13 protein-coding genes and 1 pseudogene are annotated in these 15317 nt (G+C 60.0%); 7 read left to right on the top strand and 7 right to left on the bottom strand.

Annotated elements, in window-relative coordinates:
- Nucleotides 1-27: 27 nt before the first annotated feature.
- Complete coding sequence (locus ACUN0E_RS05025; RefSeq protein WP_445565830.1) at nucleotides 28-1617, bottom strand: amidohydrolase family protein; 1590 nt, start codon at nucleotides 1615-1617, stop codon at nucleotides 28-30.
- Between the two features lie 171 nt (nucleotides 1618-1788).
- Between ACUN0E_RS05025 and ACUN0E_RS05020 the strand changes: the two genes are divergently transcribed.
- Both ACUN0E_RS05020 and ACUN0E_RS05015 read left to right on the top strand, forming a co-directional pair.
- Nucleotides 1789-2091: a DUF6434 domain-containing protein gene (locus ACUN0E_RS05020; protein ID WP_445565829.1), complete on the top strand. Its 303-nt coding sequence runs from the start codon at nucleotides 1789-1791 to the stop codon at nucleotides 2089-2091.
- Nucleotides 2092-2395: 304 nt separating this feature from the next.
- Nucleotides 2396-3316: a proline dehydrogenase family protein gene (locus tag ACUN0E_RS05015; RefSeq protein WP_445565828.1), complete on the top strand. Its 921-nt coding sequence runs from the start codon at nucleotides 2396-2398 to the stop codon at nucleotides 3314-3316.
- A gap of 970 nt (nucleotides 3317-4286) precedes the next feature.
- Here ACUN0E_RS05015 and ACUN0E_RS05010 read toward each other — a convergent pair.
- Together ACUN0E_RS05010 and ACUN0E_RS05005 are read right to left on the bottom strand one after the other, a co-directional pair.
- Entirely contained in the window at nucleotides 4287-5315 is a 1029-nt protein-coding gene (locus ACUN0E_RS05010; protein ID WP_445565827.1) for a LysR family transcriptional regulator, read from the bottom strand.
- A gap of 67 nt (nucleotides 5316-5382) precedes the next feature.
- Entirely contained in the window at nucleotides 5383-6153 is a 771-nt protein-coding gene (locus ACUN0E_RS05005) for an AraC family transcriptional regulator (RefSeq protein WP_408388490.1), read from the bottom strand.
- Between the two features lie 158 nt (nucleotides 6154-6311).
- Between ACUN0E_RS05005 and ACUN0E_RS05000 the strand changes: the two genes are divergently transcribed.
- The 3 genes from ACUN0E_RS05000 (at nucleotide 6312) to ACUN0E_RS04990 (ending at nucleotide 10568) form a co-directional block, all read left to right on the top strand.
- Nucleotides 6312-7754, top strand: coding sequence for an efflux transporter outer membrane subunit (locus tag ACUN0E_RS05000; protein ID WP_445565826.1), 1443 nt, complete (start codon nucleotides 6312-6314; stop codon nucleotides 7752-7754).
- A gap of 82 nt (nucleotides 7755-7836) precedes the next feature.
- Nucleotides 7837-8940 carry an HlyD family secretion protein gene (locus tag ACUN0E_RS04995; protein ID WP_445565825.1) on the top strand — a complete coding sequence of 368 codons (1104 nt, stop codon included), beginning with the start codon at nucleotides 7837-7839 and terminating at the stop codon, nucleotides 8938-8940.
- The gene (locus ACUN0E_RS04990; RefSeq protein ID WP_408337770.1) at nucleotides 8937-10568 is read left to right on the top strand and encodes a DHA2 family efflux MFS transporter permease subunit; all 1632 of its coding nucleotides are present in this window, start codon (nucleotides 8937-8939) and stop codon (nucleotides 10566-10568) included. Before ACUN0E_RS04995 ends, ACUN0E_RS04990 begins: the two co-directional genes overlap by 4 nt.
- A gap of 288 nt (nucleotides 10569-10856) precedes the next feature.
- On the opposite strand, the gene ACUN0E_RS04985 is transcribed toward ACUN0E_RS04990, so the two are convergent.
- Together ACUN0E_RS04985 and ACUN0E_RS04980 are read right to left on the bottom strand one after the other, a co-directional pair.
- Complete coding sequence (locus tag ACUN0E_RS04985) at nucleotides 10857-11558, bottom strand: phosphatase PAP2 family protein (RefSeq protein ID WP_445565824.1); 702 nt, start codon at nucleotides 11556-11558, stop codon at nucleotides 10857-10859.
- A gap of 597 nt (nucleotides 11559-12155) precedes the next feature.
- Complete coding sequence (locus tag ACUN0E_RS04980; RefSeq protein WP_445565823.1) at nucleotides 12156-13031, bottom strand: LysR family transcriptional regulator; 876 nt, start codon at nucleotides 13029-13031, stop codon at nucleotides 12156-12158.
- 461 nt (nucleotides 13032-13492) lie between these two features.
- On the opposite strand from ACUN0E_RS04980, the pseudogene ACUN0E_RS04975 reads away from it, so the two are divergent.
- Together ACUN0E_RS04975 and ACUN0E_RS04970 are read left to right on the top strand one after the other, a co-directional pair.
- Nucleotides 13493-13798 (top strand): annotated as a pseudogene (locus ACUN0E_RS04975) (serine hydrolase); the annotation flags it as partial.
- On the top strand, nucleotides 13785-14150 hold the full coding sequence (locus tag ACUN0E_RS04970; RefSeq protein ID WP_445565822.1) for a hypothetical protein: 366 nt from the start codon (nucleotides 13785-13787) through the stop codon (nucleotides 14148-14150). The pseudogene ACUN0E_RS04975 and the gene ACUN0E_RS04970, both read left to right, overlap by 14 nt.
- A gap of 141 nt (nucleotides 14151-14291) precedes the next feature.
- Here the strand turns inward: ACUN0E_RS04970 and ACUN0E_RS04965 are convergent, their stop codons facing one another.
- Together ACUN0E_RS04965 and ACUN0E_RS04960 are read right to left on the bottom strand one after the other, a co-directional pair.
- A complete protein-coding gene (locus ACUN0E_RS04965; RefSeq protein WP_445565821.1) occupies nucleotides 14292-14966 on the bottom strand; it encodes a hypothetical protein in 675 nt (224 codons plus the stop codon).
- Nucleotides 14967-15031: 65 nt separating this feature from the next.
- On the bottom strand, nucleotides 15032-15244 hold the full coding sequence (locus ACUN0E_RS04960) for a hypothetical protein (protein WP_408484686.1): 213 nt from the start codon (nucleotides 15242-15244) through the stop codon (nucleotides 15032-15034).
- Between the last annotated feature and the right edge of the window lie 73 nt (nucleotides 15245-15317).

Raw genomic sequence — 15317 nt, 5'->3', positions numbered from 1 at the left:
CAAGATTGAAACTGCGACGAGGAAGAATCAGCTACGAGCGGGATTGGCGTCGCCAACCCACCGGTTCATGCGGACATCGACAGCGAGTGACTTCTGGTACATGGCGCGATAGTACGGAAGCCATTCGGCGGCTTCGCGCGTCAAGGTTTCGCGCTGACCGGCGGCGGCCGCCATGATGGCGCGTGCTTCCTGCCGCAGCGCGGGTTCATCAATGGTCAGAAGCTTGCCGTCCCGCATCACCACGCGACCCGCAACCATCGTCATGACGACTGCGCGGCTTGCATCCGCATACACAAGCTGGCGGGCGATATCGTTGAGCGGGGTGAACGGCAGCGTATCCAGATCGAGCATGACCAGATCGGCCTGAAACCCCGGCGCGATACGCCCGAGCTGATGACGCTGACGCATCGCCGTGGCGCCGCCGTCGAACATGCACTGAAGGATTTCGTCAGCCACGGGCCAGCGTTGGGGGTCCGGATCGCCGATTGTGTGGATCAGCGCGGCCGTTTTCATGACCGACCACAGGTTGACCGCGTCGTCCGCGATGATTTCGTCGGATCCCAGCGCAATCGGAACGCCCGCTTGTGCGAGCCGCCGGAACGGCATGACGCCGCTGCCGAGTCGCAGGTTGCTGATCGGGTTGTGAATCACCTGGGCACGGGCGCGCGCTAGCAGAGCAATGTCGTCGTCGTCGATCCATACGGCGTGGATGACATTCATGCGTTCAGACAGAAGCGAGAGGTCGTCGACATACTGGATCAGCGAGCGGCCATTCAGACACACTTCGCCAAAAACGCGCTGAAGGCGAGTCTCGAGCATGTGGATGTAAAACGGCAGATCGTGGGCACGGCTGAGCGTGTCCAGTTCTCGCAGATAATCGACGCTGACGCGCTGCGGTGCTGAACAGGAAACAGCGGCGCGCAGGCGTCCATCGCTGGATTGATGCCACGTATCGATCAGATAGCGATAGTGGCGCAGCAGGTCGTCCGTCTGCATGGGCGCGGGAGCTTCGAGCCGCGCTCTGAGTTCATCCGGAACGAGGTCGCGGAGAAACGGGAGTTTGGCGATTTCAGGCAGGTTAGGCTGGTCGAGTGCCACAGTCGCCCGAATACCGATATCGCGGTAGGCGCTCATTACCGCGTCGATTTCGGCGTGGCTCGGTGCCGGCAGGAAGAACGCATCGTCCTGCACCGACGTGACGCCGAGCTTCAGCATTTCGGCGGCGCCAATCTGCGTGCGGACGTAGGCGCCGCGGGCCGATACCGCTGCGTCAGGCGTCGCAGGCACTTCATAGAGCATGAAGAGCTCGAGCGGCAGACTGTCCAGCGCGCCCTTCAGAAAATTGGTGGGCGAATGGAAATGTGCGTTGATCAGACCCGGCATGACGAGGTGCCCGGCGCCGTCTATCACGACGTGCGCATCGCCTATGCCTAGAGAGGCATCTGGGGCAATTTCGCGGATCCTGCCGTGCTCGATGACGATGTCCGCACATGCATGCTGCGGGCACGTGGGATCCATCGTCAGTACGCAGGCATTCCTGATGACGGTCAGGGGTGCCACACCGTCGCTTGTCTGGGCCGAAGAAGTGTTCGCCGGCCCAACAGGGTTGTCGCTCATCGCGATCACCTTTTTGCTGGACGGGCACGCCAACCCGATATCCTCTGTGAGATCAGAGGAGCGCTGCCTTTAACGGTTTCGAAGTTAAAGGAAAATTTTTTTGTCGTCAACGCGTCAAAAAACGCGCTGTTATCAAAGCGGAATCGTGCTCGCTGCTCGCGAGGCTTCCGCATGGACGCGCAAATCACTGCCATGGCGCGGCCAGTTTCCTGCTGGTCTCTTCCACAGCAACCCTTAAGATGGGGAGTCTCTATGAAATTTGACTGGCACCGAGGCCCGATTAACCGGGCCACTAAAATTGACGAGACTTACAAGAACACCCAGAACGTTCGCCGGTTTCTGACGAGTGAGTGTGGTGAGACGTTCAGGTTCGATCGATCCTTCATGGCCTGGATTAAAAGTGGAGTACCCAGGAACATGGGCGAGGTGGCAGACGAATGGGTCAGGTTGCGTAAGGTCGACGTCGAAACTTAACTGCCCCGATGCAACGCGCACTGGATCATGACCACCGTTCCTTCGTGCTACGATTCACGTTGCCTGACTGACATAACGAAAGCAGGCTTGACTCACCCCGTAATGAACTGATAAAGACTCCCGCGAACAATGTACGCAGCTGCCTGGCCTCCCTCGAAAACGCACTGAAAGCCTGTGTCGATGCAGCGATTGCATCTACCTTGGCGTTCGTCCCGGACCTGTTGTCAATAACAGTCCGGAGATGTCGCTCGAATCGACTTATCGCATTCAGATTCGCGCGACTGCATTTTCACGAGACCACAACATGCGTATTCTCAATACGATGGCGGCTCACGCTATCCCGCTCGTTCCCCGTTCGCTGATCCGTAAGATCTCCCGCCGCTATATTGCTGGCGAAACGCTTTGCGATGCTTGCACGCGCATTCACGCGCTCCATGCAGCAGGCTTCCGAACGACCGTCGATGTGTTGGGCGAGACCGCGTCGTTGCCGGATCAGGCAGAGTCGATGACTCGCGATTATCTCGATCTCGTTCAGGCGCTTGGCGCGCAGAATGAGTCCACCGAGCTGTCGATAAAATTGACCGCGCTGGGGTTGCATCTCGACGAAGACGCGTGCATGGCGCGGGTCACGGCGATTCTGCGAGCGGCAGCATCGCACGGAATCAGCGCGTGCATCGACATGGAAGACATCAGTTGCACCCAGAAAACGCTGGACTCGTTCGTAAAGCTCGAAGCCGACGGATTTCCAGTTGGAATTGCACTGCAAGCGTATTTGACGCGCACGAACGGTGACATCGTTCCGCTGCAGGCACGCAAGAGCCGCATGCGCATTTGCAAGGGAATTTATGCAGAGGCAACCGAGCATCTCGTCGACCGTGCATCGAGGGATCGGGCAGCGATCAACACGCATTTCGTTCGGCATGTTTCGAGTGCAATACAGGCCGGATCGTTCGTGGGCATTGCAACGCACGATGCGCAACTGATCGATGTGCTGATCAATTGGCTGCAATGCGAGCGGATTGACAGGTCACGATTCGAGTTTCAGATGTTGCTGGGGGTATGCGAACCGCTGCGTGATGCTCTGCTTGCGCAAGGATTTAACGTGCGCGTCTATGTGCCGTACGGTCATGATTGGTATGGTTACAGCACCCGGCGAATCAAGGAGAATCCGCGAATTGCCGGATATATCCTGGCGGCGATGATACGTAGCGCTCGGGCGCGCTAGCAGTTACAGCAGGATCGGCGGAGCGGGGCCGGCCAGATCGGTGGTCCTGCTTTTATATTTATCGAGGATGACCGTAAAGCCATGGCGCGCCGTAAGGCGGTCTATGTTTCGAACGGCTGTTTTCGAGAAGTCCGACCGACCGCTCGTTGTGTGGACACACCGGCGACAAAGTCGGCAATCCGGCCTGCTGCGGTCCGTCCGCTAACGAGAAGGGCGGAGGACCGCTCAGGGGGCACTGAGTCACATGCGTCGGGCAGCGTGCGGCCACTATGGGAGGGCCGCAAGGCGTCCAGCCGCGCGCTCGGTAGCTATCCTGCGATGTTCGATGAATGACGCGATCTTTTGGCGGGTCGCTTCGACCAGTGAAACGGGTGCGGTACGCGGCGACCCGGTTTGATAAGGAGGCTCGGGGTCATACTCCATCTGAAGTTGTATCTCCTGCGCAACTTCGTGTCCCATAAGATCGGCCACTACGGTCAATGCAAAATCGATTCCGGACGTGACACCTGCACCCGTTATCTGGTTCCGGTCGCGCACAACACGTTCCTGAACGGGTCCGAGTCTTCTCAGCGTTCACGATAGTTTCCGGTTAGTGGCAAAGAGTCACCGTAGCACAGCGGGGGAACAGCGCTTAACAAACGTCGCTTTGTTATAAGCAAGACTAAACTAGGCCTGTTCTGCACTATGAGCGCTAGTGTTGTCATGCCGGGCGGTCATGCTTGCCATTTCGCAACCCACTTTCTGCGCTGCCGCCAGTCCCGCTGATGAGCGACGCGAGAGTCCACTATGGGTCACCCTCGGTCCGTTATCGAACTTCCGAGTTCGGCCGGGAGCGGCCCCACACAATCGATCCGCGAACGACTGCTTACGGCAGATGAACCGCCCTTAGACATGCAGCGGCGCCCTGACGACCGAGGTGAGAAAGGTCAAACCTGCGACCGGTCAGGAAAACCACAAGCGTGCCGAACCCTCATAGGCTTACGTCAAAGTCCTCGGGACTGCCCGATCGCATGTGCGCCTTCATGAAATCGATCCATGCCCGTATTTTTGTATCGAGGTATTGTCGGGACGCATACAGCAAATACAGGTCAGTTTCGTTGACCGTGTATTCCGGCAGTACGGCGATAACGTCGCCGAGTTGTATCTCTTGCGACGCGATATACGACGGCAGCGGCCCGACACCCATGCCTTGGCGGATGGCGATTGCCAGGGAACGTCCGGCATCGACAATTAGCTGTGGGTCGATGGGCACCGTCGCGGTTTCCCTGCCGCATCTCATCTGCCACTCACGTTCGCGAAATGCCGGCCCCCCAATTTGCAGGCAGCGGTGTGCTGCGAGATCGCCGAGTGTGCAAGGAATTCCGTATTCCTCAACGTAGTCAGCAGACGCGCACAGCACGCTTCGAATAGCGCCGACCTTTAATGCGACCAGATTGGACTCTGGGAGGTGGTTGGCGGCCATCAATGCAATGTCATAACGTGCCCGAACCAGATCGGGCATTTGCGACGCCACCGTCAGATCAAAATTCACATGCGGGTATTGACGTTGAAATCCTGCGGCAAGTGGCAACACGAAATGATCGGCCAGACTTGCACTGCAATGCATCCGCAATGTGCCGCGTGGCTCTGCGGATGCAAACCTCACTTCACGTTCAGATGCGTCCAGCACACTTAGAATTTCGTGCACCCGGGCGAGATAGCGCAACCCTGGCTCGGTAAGCGCAATCGAACGCGTCGTACGATGCAGAAGACGAGTACCAAGATGGCTCTCCAACCGAGCTATAGCGCGCGACGCATGAGGCGTGGAGACGCCGAGTTGTCCCGCGCTGCGGGTAAAACTGCCGGTGTCGGCGAGCACAGAAAAAACGCGCATGCAATGAATCAGGTCCAGTGGAATTCCCCGAGCAATGGTGATAAGGCGCCGGGCGGGATTGTCGTTGCATTGAATAGCGCGCTTCGGCGCTAGCAGTCTATTTGAGAAGCCTGGATCGCCGCGCACGCAAATCTTCAACTGATCGTCGCGAATCGGACAGCCTCCGATGACGTCGTGCTGTACGGGATGAGCCTCATTTGAAGTACTCGCTGGGTGCGACTCCGAGGATCTTGCGAAACATTGCTGTGAACGCGCTCGGGCTGTCGTAGCCGTGTTCAAGTGCGACGTCGAGCACCGATGCGCCGGTTGCCAGTTGCGGAAGGCTTAGCAGGACCCGCGTGTGACGGCACCATGAACCATGCGTCATGCCGGTCTCGCGCTGAAATGCCCGTGCGAACGTACGCGCATTCATGTTGGCCCGGTGCGCCCAAGCTTGTAATGTAGCGTCGAGCGACGGCTGTGCAATCAGTTCAGCGCACAGTTCGACGAGCGCCGGATGACGTGGCATCGGCACATGCAATAGCAGTGGTTCGGCGGCGCAGATCTCATCGAGGATCAATTCCAGCACGCGCCGTTCTCGTCCACCGTGCCCGGCGACCGGCCGGATGCCGACTGCGGTCACGATCAGCTCACGAAGCAGCGCGCCTACCAGGATCACCCTGCAGCTGTCTGGCAATGTGTCGCGAGCGTCGGCCGCCACGTAGACCGTGCGCATCTGCACGTCGCTGGCGATTTCGATTTCATGGCGCACACCGCCCGGCACCCACACCGCGCGCCCGGTCGGCACGATCCAACTGCCGGCGGCCGAACGCACGATCATCACGCCCGAAATGGCGTAGATCAATTGGCCGCTGCTATGCGCGTGTGGCGGGAACGCGGTGCCGGCGGGCTGATCCGTGGCGAGCACGGTGACGGGCGCGACTTCAAGCGCCTTCTGGCTTTCGAAAAAACCGAAGCTGTCCATTTCGCGATGATGCATGGCAATTCTTCGAGAGATGAACGAATCACAGGACTCTACCATCAGTCCTTCGATTCCACAGCCGAGCATCTGTCATGGTTCCTTCGGGCGCTTTTCGCACCGTTCATTTTCTTGTTCGTCGTGGCCCGAGGCGGCAGCCACGCGTGCCACGTCGCTTCACACGATCGCCTCTGCGCCTGGTCTGCATTGCGGCGTTCGCGCTGCTTGGCTCGGCGTGTTCTCTTGAGGTGCCGTACCGCGCGCCGCAGTTGTCGGCTGCAGCGTCCGCGCCGTTCATGTCGGCGGAACATGGGCCTGTTGCGCAACAGCCATTACCTGACGACTGGTGGCGTCTCTACCAGGACCCGGTGCTTGACGGTCTCGTCCAGCAGGCACTCGAGCAGAATCGTGATCTCGCGGTCGCGGTTGCGCGTCTGGCGCGTTCGCAAGCGGTGCTGAACGAAGCCACGGCCGCCAGGCTGCCCGAAACGCAGCTTGCACTCGGCGGCAACTACGGCAAGCAGAGTGCTGATCAGATCGTCGCGGCGGCGCGACGCGAGTCGGCTGACACGCGCTGGGCTTACGCGCCCTCGCTGGCGGTTTCGTACGAAGTGGATCTGTGGGGGCGCGTGCGCCATCTCGTCGAAGCGTCGCAAGCCGATGCCGACGCGATGCAGGCGGCCACGGACGCGGTCCGCGTCGCCGTCGTCGCATCGACAACTGACGCGTACATGCACGTGTGTGCTTACGGCGAACAGATCGACGTGGCCAACCGCTCGCTCGGGATCGCTCAACGCCTGGTGGATCTGACCACCCGGCAACGCAATCGCGGGCTGGTGTCCGACCTCGAGGTCGCGCGCGCGAGCGGCTTTCTCGATGAAACGCGCGCGACACTTCCGACGCTCGAGGGCAAGCGTCGCGCAGCCCTGTTCGAACTGGCCGTGCTGCTGGGCCGCCCGCCTGGCGAGTTTCCCCAGGCGGCCGGGCAGTGCCGTCTCGCGCCGGTGCTCAACGCGCCGTTCCCGGTTGGCGATGGCGCCGCCCTGCTGCGCCGCCGTCCTGACCTGCGTGAGGCGGAACGCAAGCTGGCCGCCGCCGACGCCCGGGTCGGCGTCGCGCGTGCCGATCTGTATCCGTCGATCGTGTTGGGCGGCTCGGTGAACTTCCTGTCGACCACCGGCAGCCTCGCATCGCTCGGGGATCAGTACGCGGTGGCCTGGGGCGTGGGGCCGTTGATCAGCTGGCGCTTTCCCAACATGGCGGTGAGCCGCGCGCGGCTTGCACAGGCCAAGGCCGGCAACACGGAAGCGCTCGCCCAGTTCGAACGCAACGTGCTCACGGCGTTGAAGGAAACCGAACAGGCGCTGACGTTCTACGGTGCGCAGTGGGAACGCCAACGTGCGTTGCAGGCCGCCCGCGCGAACGATGCCCGCGCCTTCCATCTCGCCGAACTGAATTACCAGGCGGGCGCACTGGACTTTCTCGATGTGCTCGATGCCGAGCGGAGTCTCGTTGCCGGCGATGCAGCGCTTGCTGTGTCGACTGAAGCACTCGCGTCCGATCAGATCGCCGTGTTCAAGGCACTCGGTGGCGGCTGGCAACACTAGCGCATCGTGTCGCCGCGCCGCTCGTCCGTTACTTTCTCATCAAGGTCTTGATATGAGTACCACTGTCGTTCCAGGAAAGACATTGCCGTTTAGCAGAAAAAACCTTGTGCTCGCGGGCACGGCGATAGCCGTCGCAGGGATTGTCGTAGTAGGCATTCGCTGGTGGACCGTCGGCCGTTTTATCGAAAGCACTGACGACGCCTATGTGCGCGCAGACGTGGTGACGGTCAGTTCGCGCGTGCCGGGCTATGTAACGAGCGTCGATGTCGAAGACAATCAGCCGGTGCACCAGGGCGACGTGCTCGCGCATATCGACCGAGCCGACTACGCGGCCAAGGTCGCGCGGGCTCAGGCAACGGTCGATGCCGGGCTTGCGACCCTGCACGCGGAGCAGGCGAACGTCGCCACGCTCGATGCGCAGATTGCCCAGCAAGGCAGTGTGATGAACGCGGCGCAGGCGGACGTCGCCGCGGCGCGGGCAGGCGCCAACCGCAGCAAGGCAGACGCCGAGCGCTACCGGCAATTGGCGGCTGAGCAGGCCTCTAGCGCGCAGCGCTGGGAACAGGCGCATGCCGACGCACTCACTGCCGACGCCGCGCTGGCCAAGGCCAATGCGACCGTACAAGCCCAGCGCGGCCAGCAAATCGTGCTGGAGAAGCGCCGGAGTCAAGGCATGGCGGCGATCGAGCAGGCGCAAGCCCAGCTCGGTGTTGCGCGCGCAGCGTTGTCGCTCGCACAGATCGATCTCGACCACACGACGATTCGCGCGGCGAACGACGGCACGGTCGGCCAGCGCGCCGTGAGGCCGGGTCAATACGTCGAGACCGGCCAACCTCTGCTCGCCGTGGTGCCGCTCCAGGATGTCTACGTGATCGCCAACTTCAAGGAAACGGACGTCGCCGCAATGAGCACCGGCCAGCCGGTCGAGATCGACGTCGACACCTATGCGGGGCATTCCTTGCATGGGCGCGTGCTGAGCATCGCGCCAGGCTCGGGCGCGCAGTTCGCGTTGCTGCCGCCCGATAACGCGACTGGCAACTTCACCAAGGTCGTGCAGCGCATTCCCGTCAAGATCCGGCTGGACGCCGGGCAGCATGAGTCCATCAGCCTGCGGCCAGGCATGTCAGTCGTCGCGCACGTTCATACCGGCACCGCCGTTGTGCAGCCTTCCGCGAGCCGCTCATGAGCACGACGAACGCCTTGTCCCATACTCATGAATCGGTGTCGCTGCGCGCATGGGTGGCGGTGCTTGGCGGCGTGTTCGGCTGCTTTATGGCCGGCATGAACGTGCACGTCACCAATGCGTCGCTGCCCGATATCCGCGGTTCGCTCGGCGCGAGTTTCGAGGAAGGTTCGTGGATTACCACGGCGTACCTGGTGGCGGAAATCATCATCATTCCGTTGACCGGTTGGCTCGTGCGGGTGTTTTCCATCCGCCGTGTGATGCTGGCCGGCACAAGCGGATTTCTGATCTTCTCGCTGGTGTGTTCGGTGGCACCAACGATCGACGCGATGATCGTCGCCCGGGCATTTCAGGGGGCGTTCGGCGGTGTGCTGATTCCGCTGTCGTTTCAGCTGATCCTGACGGAGTTGCCCGCGTCACGCCATCCTCTCGGGATGGCGTTGTTCGCCGTGGCCAACAACGTTGCGCAGGCGGCTGGGCCTTCTCTCGGGGGCTGGCTAACCGACATGTATTCGTGGCGCTGGATATTCTATCTGCAGATCCCACCCGCGCTGGTGCTGCTGGGCGCAATCGGCTGGGCGATCAAACCGGAGCCCGTGCATCTGGACAGGTTGCGCAACGCAGACTGGCTGGGTATCACGACAATGGCAATCGGACTCAGTGCGCTGCAGATCGTGTTGGAGGAAGGTGGCCGCAAGGATTGGTTCGGCTCGAGCTTCATTGTGAACATGTTTCTGATCGCGGCCGTTGGACTGACTATTTTCGTGGTCGTGCAGCTTCGTCGGGAGGACCCGTTCATCAATCTGAGATTGCTCGGCCGCTACAACTTCGGCATAGCCAGTCTGATGCAGTTCCTGTTCGGTAGCGTGGTGTTCGCGGTGGTGTTTCTCGTGCCGAACTACTTTGCCGAATTGCAGGGCTACAGTGCGCGTGATATCGGCGTCATGATGGTGCCGTACGGGCTCGTTCAGTTCGTGATGTCGTTCCTGACGCCGCCGCTGATGCGTCACACGAGTGCACGCACCGCCATCATCGCCGGTTTTCTGCTGGTGGCAATCGGCTGTCTGATGAACATTCATCTCAACGTGGATGCATCGGCGAATGTAGTCGTGCCGTCGTTGATCGTGCGCGGGATCGGACAGTCGCTGGTGGTCGTCGCGCTCGGTGTGATGGCCGTGGACGGCATCGAAAAGAGTCAGCTTGGATCAGCCTCGGGACTGTTCAGTATGGTGCGCAACCTGGGCGGTGCGATCGGCATTGCGATCGCCAGCCAGATCGTGGTCGAACGGGAAAAACTGCATGCTTCGCGCATTGGCGAGGCGATCACCCCGTTCAATGGCGCGTTTCAGGAGCGCATGATCGGCATGGTCAGGGTGTTGACACAGAGCCACATTGACAGGGCGCATGCGCTGGCAGTGTCAGGGCTTGATGGTACCCGCGAGGTGGCACTCGGGATCGTCGACAAAGTGATTGGACGTGAAGCGCTTCTTATGGCTTACAGCGATACGTTCTTCGTAGCCGGCATCGCGATGTTGGGATGTACGTTTGCTGCGTTCGCGCTGCGCAGCCGAAGGAAAAACATCAAGGTCGCACGTCCGCTATTGAAAATGCATGATCAGTCTCCACGGTAATGCCAACGTCACGTCAGACGGAAGAAACTCGCCGAGGCGGAAGTCAATTGCCAACCGTCCCCGGAAACGCGTCACCCCCAGAGTGACCAGCAAGGCTTTTTACGCGAGGTGCCGCAGAGAAGGAGTCAAATCCCCGCCGTTGTTGGTTCGGCATTGAGCGGATGTGCGGGGATCACGGGCGCGGGCAGTCGACGAATCCGTGCGGCTTCGCCTGAGTGAAGTGGAGGTCAACGGCGGAGCCAGAGAATCGCCGAACAGGGATTTGGCCGCCATCGGTATTCGTAATCTCTACGAATGCCCGACGACCTTTGAAACAGATTGCGCGAGTATCCGGACTTCGTCCAGCTGGGTTACCAACTCGAAACACAGCACGAATGCCATCGCGTAACCGAGTCCTGGCCTTTTGTCGATCCATCGGAGGATGGGGGCTGCAAGAGGCTTTCTGACGAAATTACTCGTCATCACATAGGTGACCACAACGCCGATCAGCGCTCCCGCGATGACATCGGTCGGATAGTGCAAACCGAGATAAACCCGTGGCGCGCATATGAAGATCGCCGTGTAGAGAATCGCGAGTATCCCTACGCGGCATGAGACGAGAAAAATTCCAGTGGCGACCGACATCCACATCATCGCGTGGTCGCTCGGAAAAGAACTCCAGAATCGCAACTCATGCTCCCCCTCGGTCGCGGGAAAGTGAAGGTGCAAATCCGGGTTATAGATCGGTCGCACGCGAAATGGCAGGTAATGCGCAAGAAGTCTGCCTAGCACGAGTGCCATAAGACCGCTCGCAAGGGTCGCGATGACGACCTCGCGATCCCATTCGCCGTGCTGGTGGGGTTTAAACCATATCCAACACAATATGGGGATGAACACCAGGCCCTTGAACGTGTAGAAGCCGGCGATGGCTCTTATCGCCTTGGTTATCAATCCAGCGCCAAAAGCGTGTTGGGTCAGGAAAGTTAGAATTGTTAGATCGAATCCGTTCATTGCGGATCTCCTCGACGTAGTCGCTCGCAGGGTGTGGAGAAAAAACGCCCGGTGCCTCGAATTTCATGCTGCCCGCGTGCTCCCGTCATCCTCCTGGATCACGCTGTCGGCCATCGCTCATCGCGACCTCAACGCCGCCTGATTTTTCGCGCCAGCGCTTCGAGTGGGTACCGGTCCTTCGTTCTTCCGCGGCAATCAGGATCCTCCTGCCGTTGTCCTGGTGGTCCCGAGGATCTGATTGCTGATGGTAACTCCATGCGCAAAAAATTGACTTATGAGTGTCGTATTTGTGTGTTGTAGCGCACGCGCGAGATTGCAATCATCGCCTTCACAGCGTTAGACGAAACGGAGGTGCATCGGCAACTCAGGAGTGACGAGATTGATGGCTACTGCCAGAAGGGCCGGGGGCCAATTCGTTTGGTTGAGTTGATCACCGGCCTCGTTCGATGACCTTCGGGCGGATGGCCAGAAGGGATTGCTGCTCATTGGCTGCTCAGGGTCGCGTGCCGCCGATCGACGACAGGCGCTGGCCGGCCAATTGCCGTTGGCCGGTGATGTCGCCTATGAAGAAACAACGGTCGACGTCGGAAAGAAGAGTCAGACGCTTTTCAGCGCGGCGCGCACAAACGAGACAAACCGTGATGTAACTGGGTTTTTCTGCGCATCTGCCCAGACAAGCCCCACGCGCCACTTCGCGTGCCTTCCGCGAAGCGGCAGGACGGTAGCGTCCCGAAGAAGATGCTGCGCGCGCGAGGGAACGAACGCGACACCGACTCCAGCAGCGACAGATGTCAGGACAGACTGCATATCATCAGCCTGTTGCATCACGTTTGGTACAAAGCCCTGTTCGCGACACCAGCTTTCGACTTGGGCAGCGAGCCCGGGCCCACGCGCACGCCGCAAGGCCAGGAAACCCATTTCATTCAGCTTGCCAAAATCGGAAGGAAGACGTACGTGCTCAAGGCGCGGGGGTAACGCCAGCGCCAGTGTCTCGTCGACCACACGAAGCGACGAGAGGCCGTCGATCGAAGGCACCCGCATAAAGCCGACATCCAGCTTCCCCGCCAGCAGGCGGCGAGTTTGCTCAGCGGACGACAGGTCACTCAACGCGACGGCAATGCCCGGATACTGCTGACGGAAGTCGGCGATGATCTGTGGCGCGATCGTCAGCACGGACAGACAAATGCCGATCCGCAAATGACCACGCCTGCCGCTGCTTGCCTCTCGCGCACGCGCGAGAATCTCATCCGCGTCGTAGACGAGCGCTTGCGCATCGGGCAGGAAAATTTCCCCGAACCGCGTCAGCTCCGCGCCATGCCGGCCTCGCTCGAACAGCTTCGCGCCCAGGCTCGCCTCCAGCGCGCCAACCTGTTTGCTCAACGCCGGCTGACTCATGTGCAGGGCGTCCGCCGCGCGCCCGAAATGACGCAGTTCGACGACCGACAAAAACGTTCGCAGCAGTTTGAGTTCCATTCCGTCTGGTTATCACATTGATCAAATCATTCATTTTACTAATCGATGATCGAGTTGTTCAATACGGATATGTCTTTTTACACGCGATTACCCATGGCCTCAACAAACCCTAAGCGTCATCCACACCGGCTGGGTCGCAGAGATATCTCGGTTGACGAACACATCGGCGATCCTGAACCTGCGCCGGATCCTTTGGTTAGTCGAGCGCGCCGCCCTCGTCGCCCCCGCTTCGCCAGCGTATCCTCGGCAGACGATGGCCACGTTCAGACGGGCGCGATCGCCGTGAGCTTCGCCGTCGTCTCTCGCAAACGATGGCCGCGTTGAAAACGATCAACTACCCAGACTGCATCGGCGGCACGAAGTGAAAGCGCTTGATGAAACCCCTTTCCGAGCGGAATTGGGCTTATGCCGAACGTATCTGAACCGCCGAAAGACTCTGGAATGAGCGGCAGCGCTGGGACCGCTTCGTGCGCGACGAGATACTTACGCCGCTCGGCATGACAGACGCGGAATTCACCATAGCTGACATGCTCACGCGACCAGAACCTGCGGTACCGTTTCTGGGGAAACGCGACAGCGATGAATTGTGGCAGCCGCCGTACGTGGACACCGACGAGTCGAGCCCCGCTGGCAGCATTGTCGCCACAATGGATGATATGTCCCGCTCGTTGCTGATGCTGATGAATCACGGCCGGGTGTCGGGCAAGCAGGTGATTCCCGAGCGTATTCTCAAGGCAACGCTGGAGCCGGGCGTTGCTGTGGCTTGATCAGGCCGAGGCGGTATTCAAACGGATGCCCGATGCAGTGCCCCAGTCCGTCCTCGACAAAATCACCGGAACCTATGTGACGGCGATTGGGATCAAAGCGGCGGTGCGGCTAAATCGTAGACAGAAGCTCACGCTGCGCTTTGCAAACGGACCTGTTGAAGTTCTGGTGCCGTTCAAAGACCGTCAGTTCCGCAGTTACCTGAGCCCGAAAACGACGTTCGAGTTTGTAATGGACGGTGATCGCGTCAAGGCGTTGCGGCACTGGAACGCGATTGCCGAGTTTGTCCTGACGCGTTCCGAGGATGGCGACACGATCGACACAATGGAGGAAGACGAGCCGGCCGATGACTAGCGACACGCCCCAGCCGGGGATGCCCTGGCTCCAGTCTGACACGTGGCTACCGGCCGTTGCATCGTTGGAACTGCCTTGCCAGTCAGGAAGTGCCGAAGGCACCGCACGGGTCTGGGGACGGAGCGGTGCGCACGATCGAGACTACGGTTTCACCGCGTAACGCACCAGTTCCATTGCGGTCGTCGCGGGTGCGCCTTTTCCGGCCATGCGGCCTTGAAACTCCTCCCTGACAACACGCTTGACGCTCGGGGCGTACCACAGTGTCTCCTCCATCGGCCCACCTCCGGCACCAGCTTGCGGCGACCAGACTCCTGTCATCCTGATCCTGATCGCGGAGAATGAGCCTGCCTTTGTCTTGATCTCTTCAACACCTTGCACTTCGCACTGGGCTCGCCGTAGCACAGTCGTGCCCGCTTCGCCGGAGGCCTGGCAATCCGCCTCGTAGCGCGTTCCGGCTCCCAGCGGAAAATGAAGCGCGATACCGCAGGCGTGCTGGGCAGCTTCGTTGGGAATCACGTTTGCTTCAGAGGTCAGTTCTACACGCCCGCCTCCGGGGCCTATCAGAAGAGAGGCACTCCCATCGGTATGGACGGATGTCACGGTTTGGGTGATGGTCTTACTCTTTCCGGACAGCAGGTCGGACCACAGATAGGTCCAGTTGTCTCCGGTCCTGTAGTGCGGCGCATCCTGAGGCAGAAGGATGGATTCTGCGCCGGACGCGGCACTGGTTGATGCGGCAAACCCAGCCACCAGCAGGCACGCGACCGCCCGCGAGCCAATATGCATGGAAGAGCGCTTGCTTTCGATTGCTTTCATGTCTACCCCTCGTGTGGACGGATTCGGGTTGAACAGGCGCGAATCGAATTCGACCATTTGCAAAATCAACCGTTCCGAGACGAATGAAACGCGTCACATATCGGTAGAAATTTCGCCGTCCAAAAAGACGGCGTCTCGCGGCTGCCGTGCGCTGCGATGAGATATGCAAGCAGACGATCCTTGACGCCTTGTCCCGTCAGCCTGGTGAACACTTCGGATTTCGCAACGCCATCCGATAGAAGCTGCACGACTTGAGCTTTGATTTCTTTTCGATTCATTGACTCCACCCCTATGTTTTTTGGTAACGGTCAAAACGCCCTGATTCATTCGCTATGCATAACGATACGCCGA

The sequence above is a fragment of the Paraburkholderia sp. D1E genome, from assembly GCF_052682275.1.
The sequence above is the reverse complement of the archived record's forward strand: the minus strand, read 5'-3'. Positions and strand labels throughout refer to the sequence as shown.

Coding starts and splice junctions, on each gene's coding strand:
- ACUN0E_RS05020 (WP_445565829.1), top strand. CDS start 1,789: ATGGACGCGCAAATCACTGCCATGGCGCGGCCAGTTTCCTGCTGGTCT.
- ACUN0E_RS04960 (WP_408484686.1), bottom strand. CDS start 15,244: ATGAATCGAAAAGAAATCAAAGCTCAAGTCGTGCAGCTTCTATCGGAT.
- ACUN0E_RS04965 (WP_445565821.1), bottom strand. CDS start 14,966: ATGAAAGCAATCGAAAGCAAGCGCTCTTCCATGCATATTGGCTCGCGG.
- ACUN0E_RS04980 (WP_445565823.1), bottom strand. CDS start 13,031: ATGGAACTCAAACTGCTGCGAACGTTTTTGTCGGTCGTCGAACTGCGT.
- ACUN0E_RS05005 (WP_408388490.1), bottom strand. CDS start 6,153: ATGGACAGCTTCGGTTTTTTCGAAAGCCAGAAGGCGCTTGAAGTCGCG.
- ACUN0E_RS04990 (WP_408337770.1), top strand. CDS start 8,937: ATGAGCACGACGAACGCCTTGTCCCATACTCATGAATCGGTGTCGCTG.
- ACUN0E_RS05015 (WP_445565828.1), top strand. CDS start 2,396: ATGCGTATTCTCAATACGATGGCGGCTCACGCTATCCCGCTCGTTCCC.
- ACUN0E_RS05025 (WP_445565830.1), bottom strand. CDS start 1,617: ATGAGCGACAACCCTGTTGGGCCGGCGAACACTTCTTCGGCCCAGACA.
- ACUN0E_RS04985 (WP_445565824.1), bottom strand. CDS start 11,558: ATGAACGGATTCGATCTAACAATTCTAACTTTCCTGACCCAACACGCT.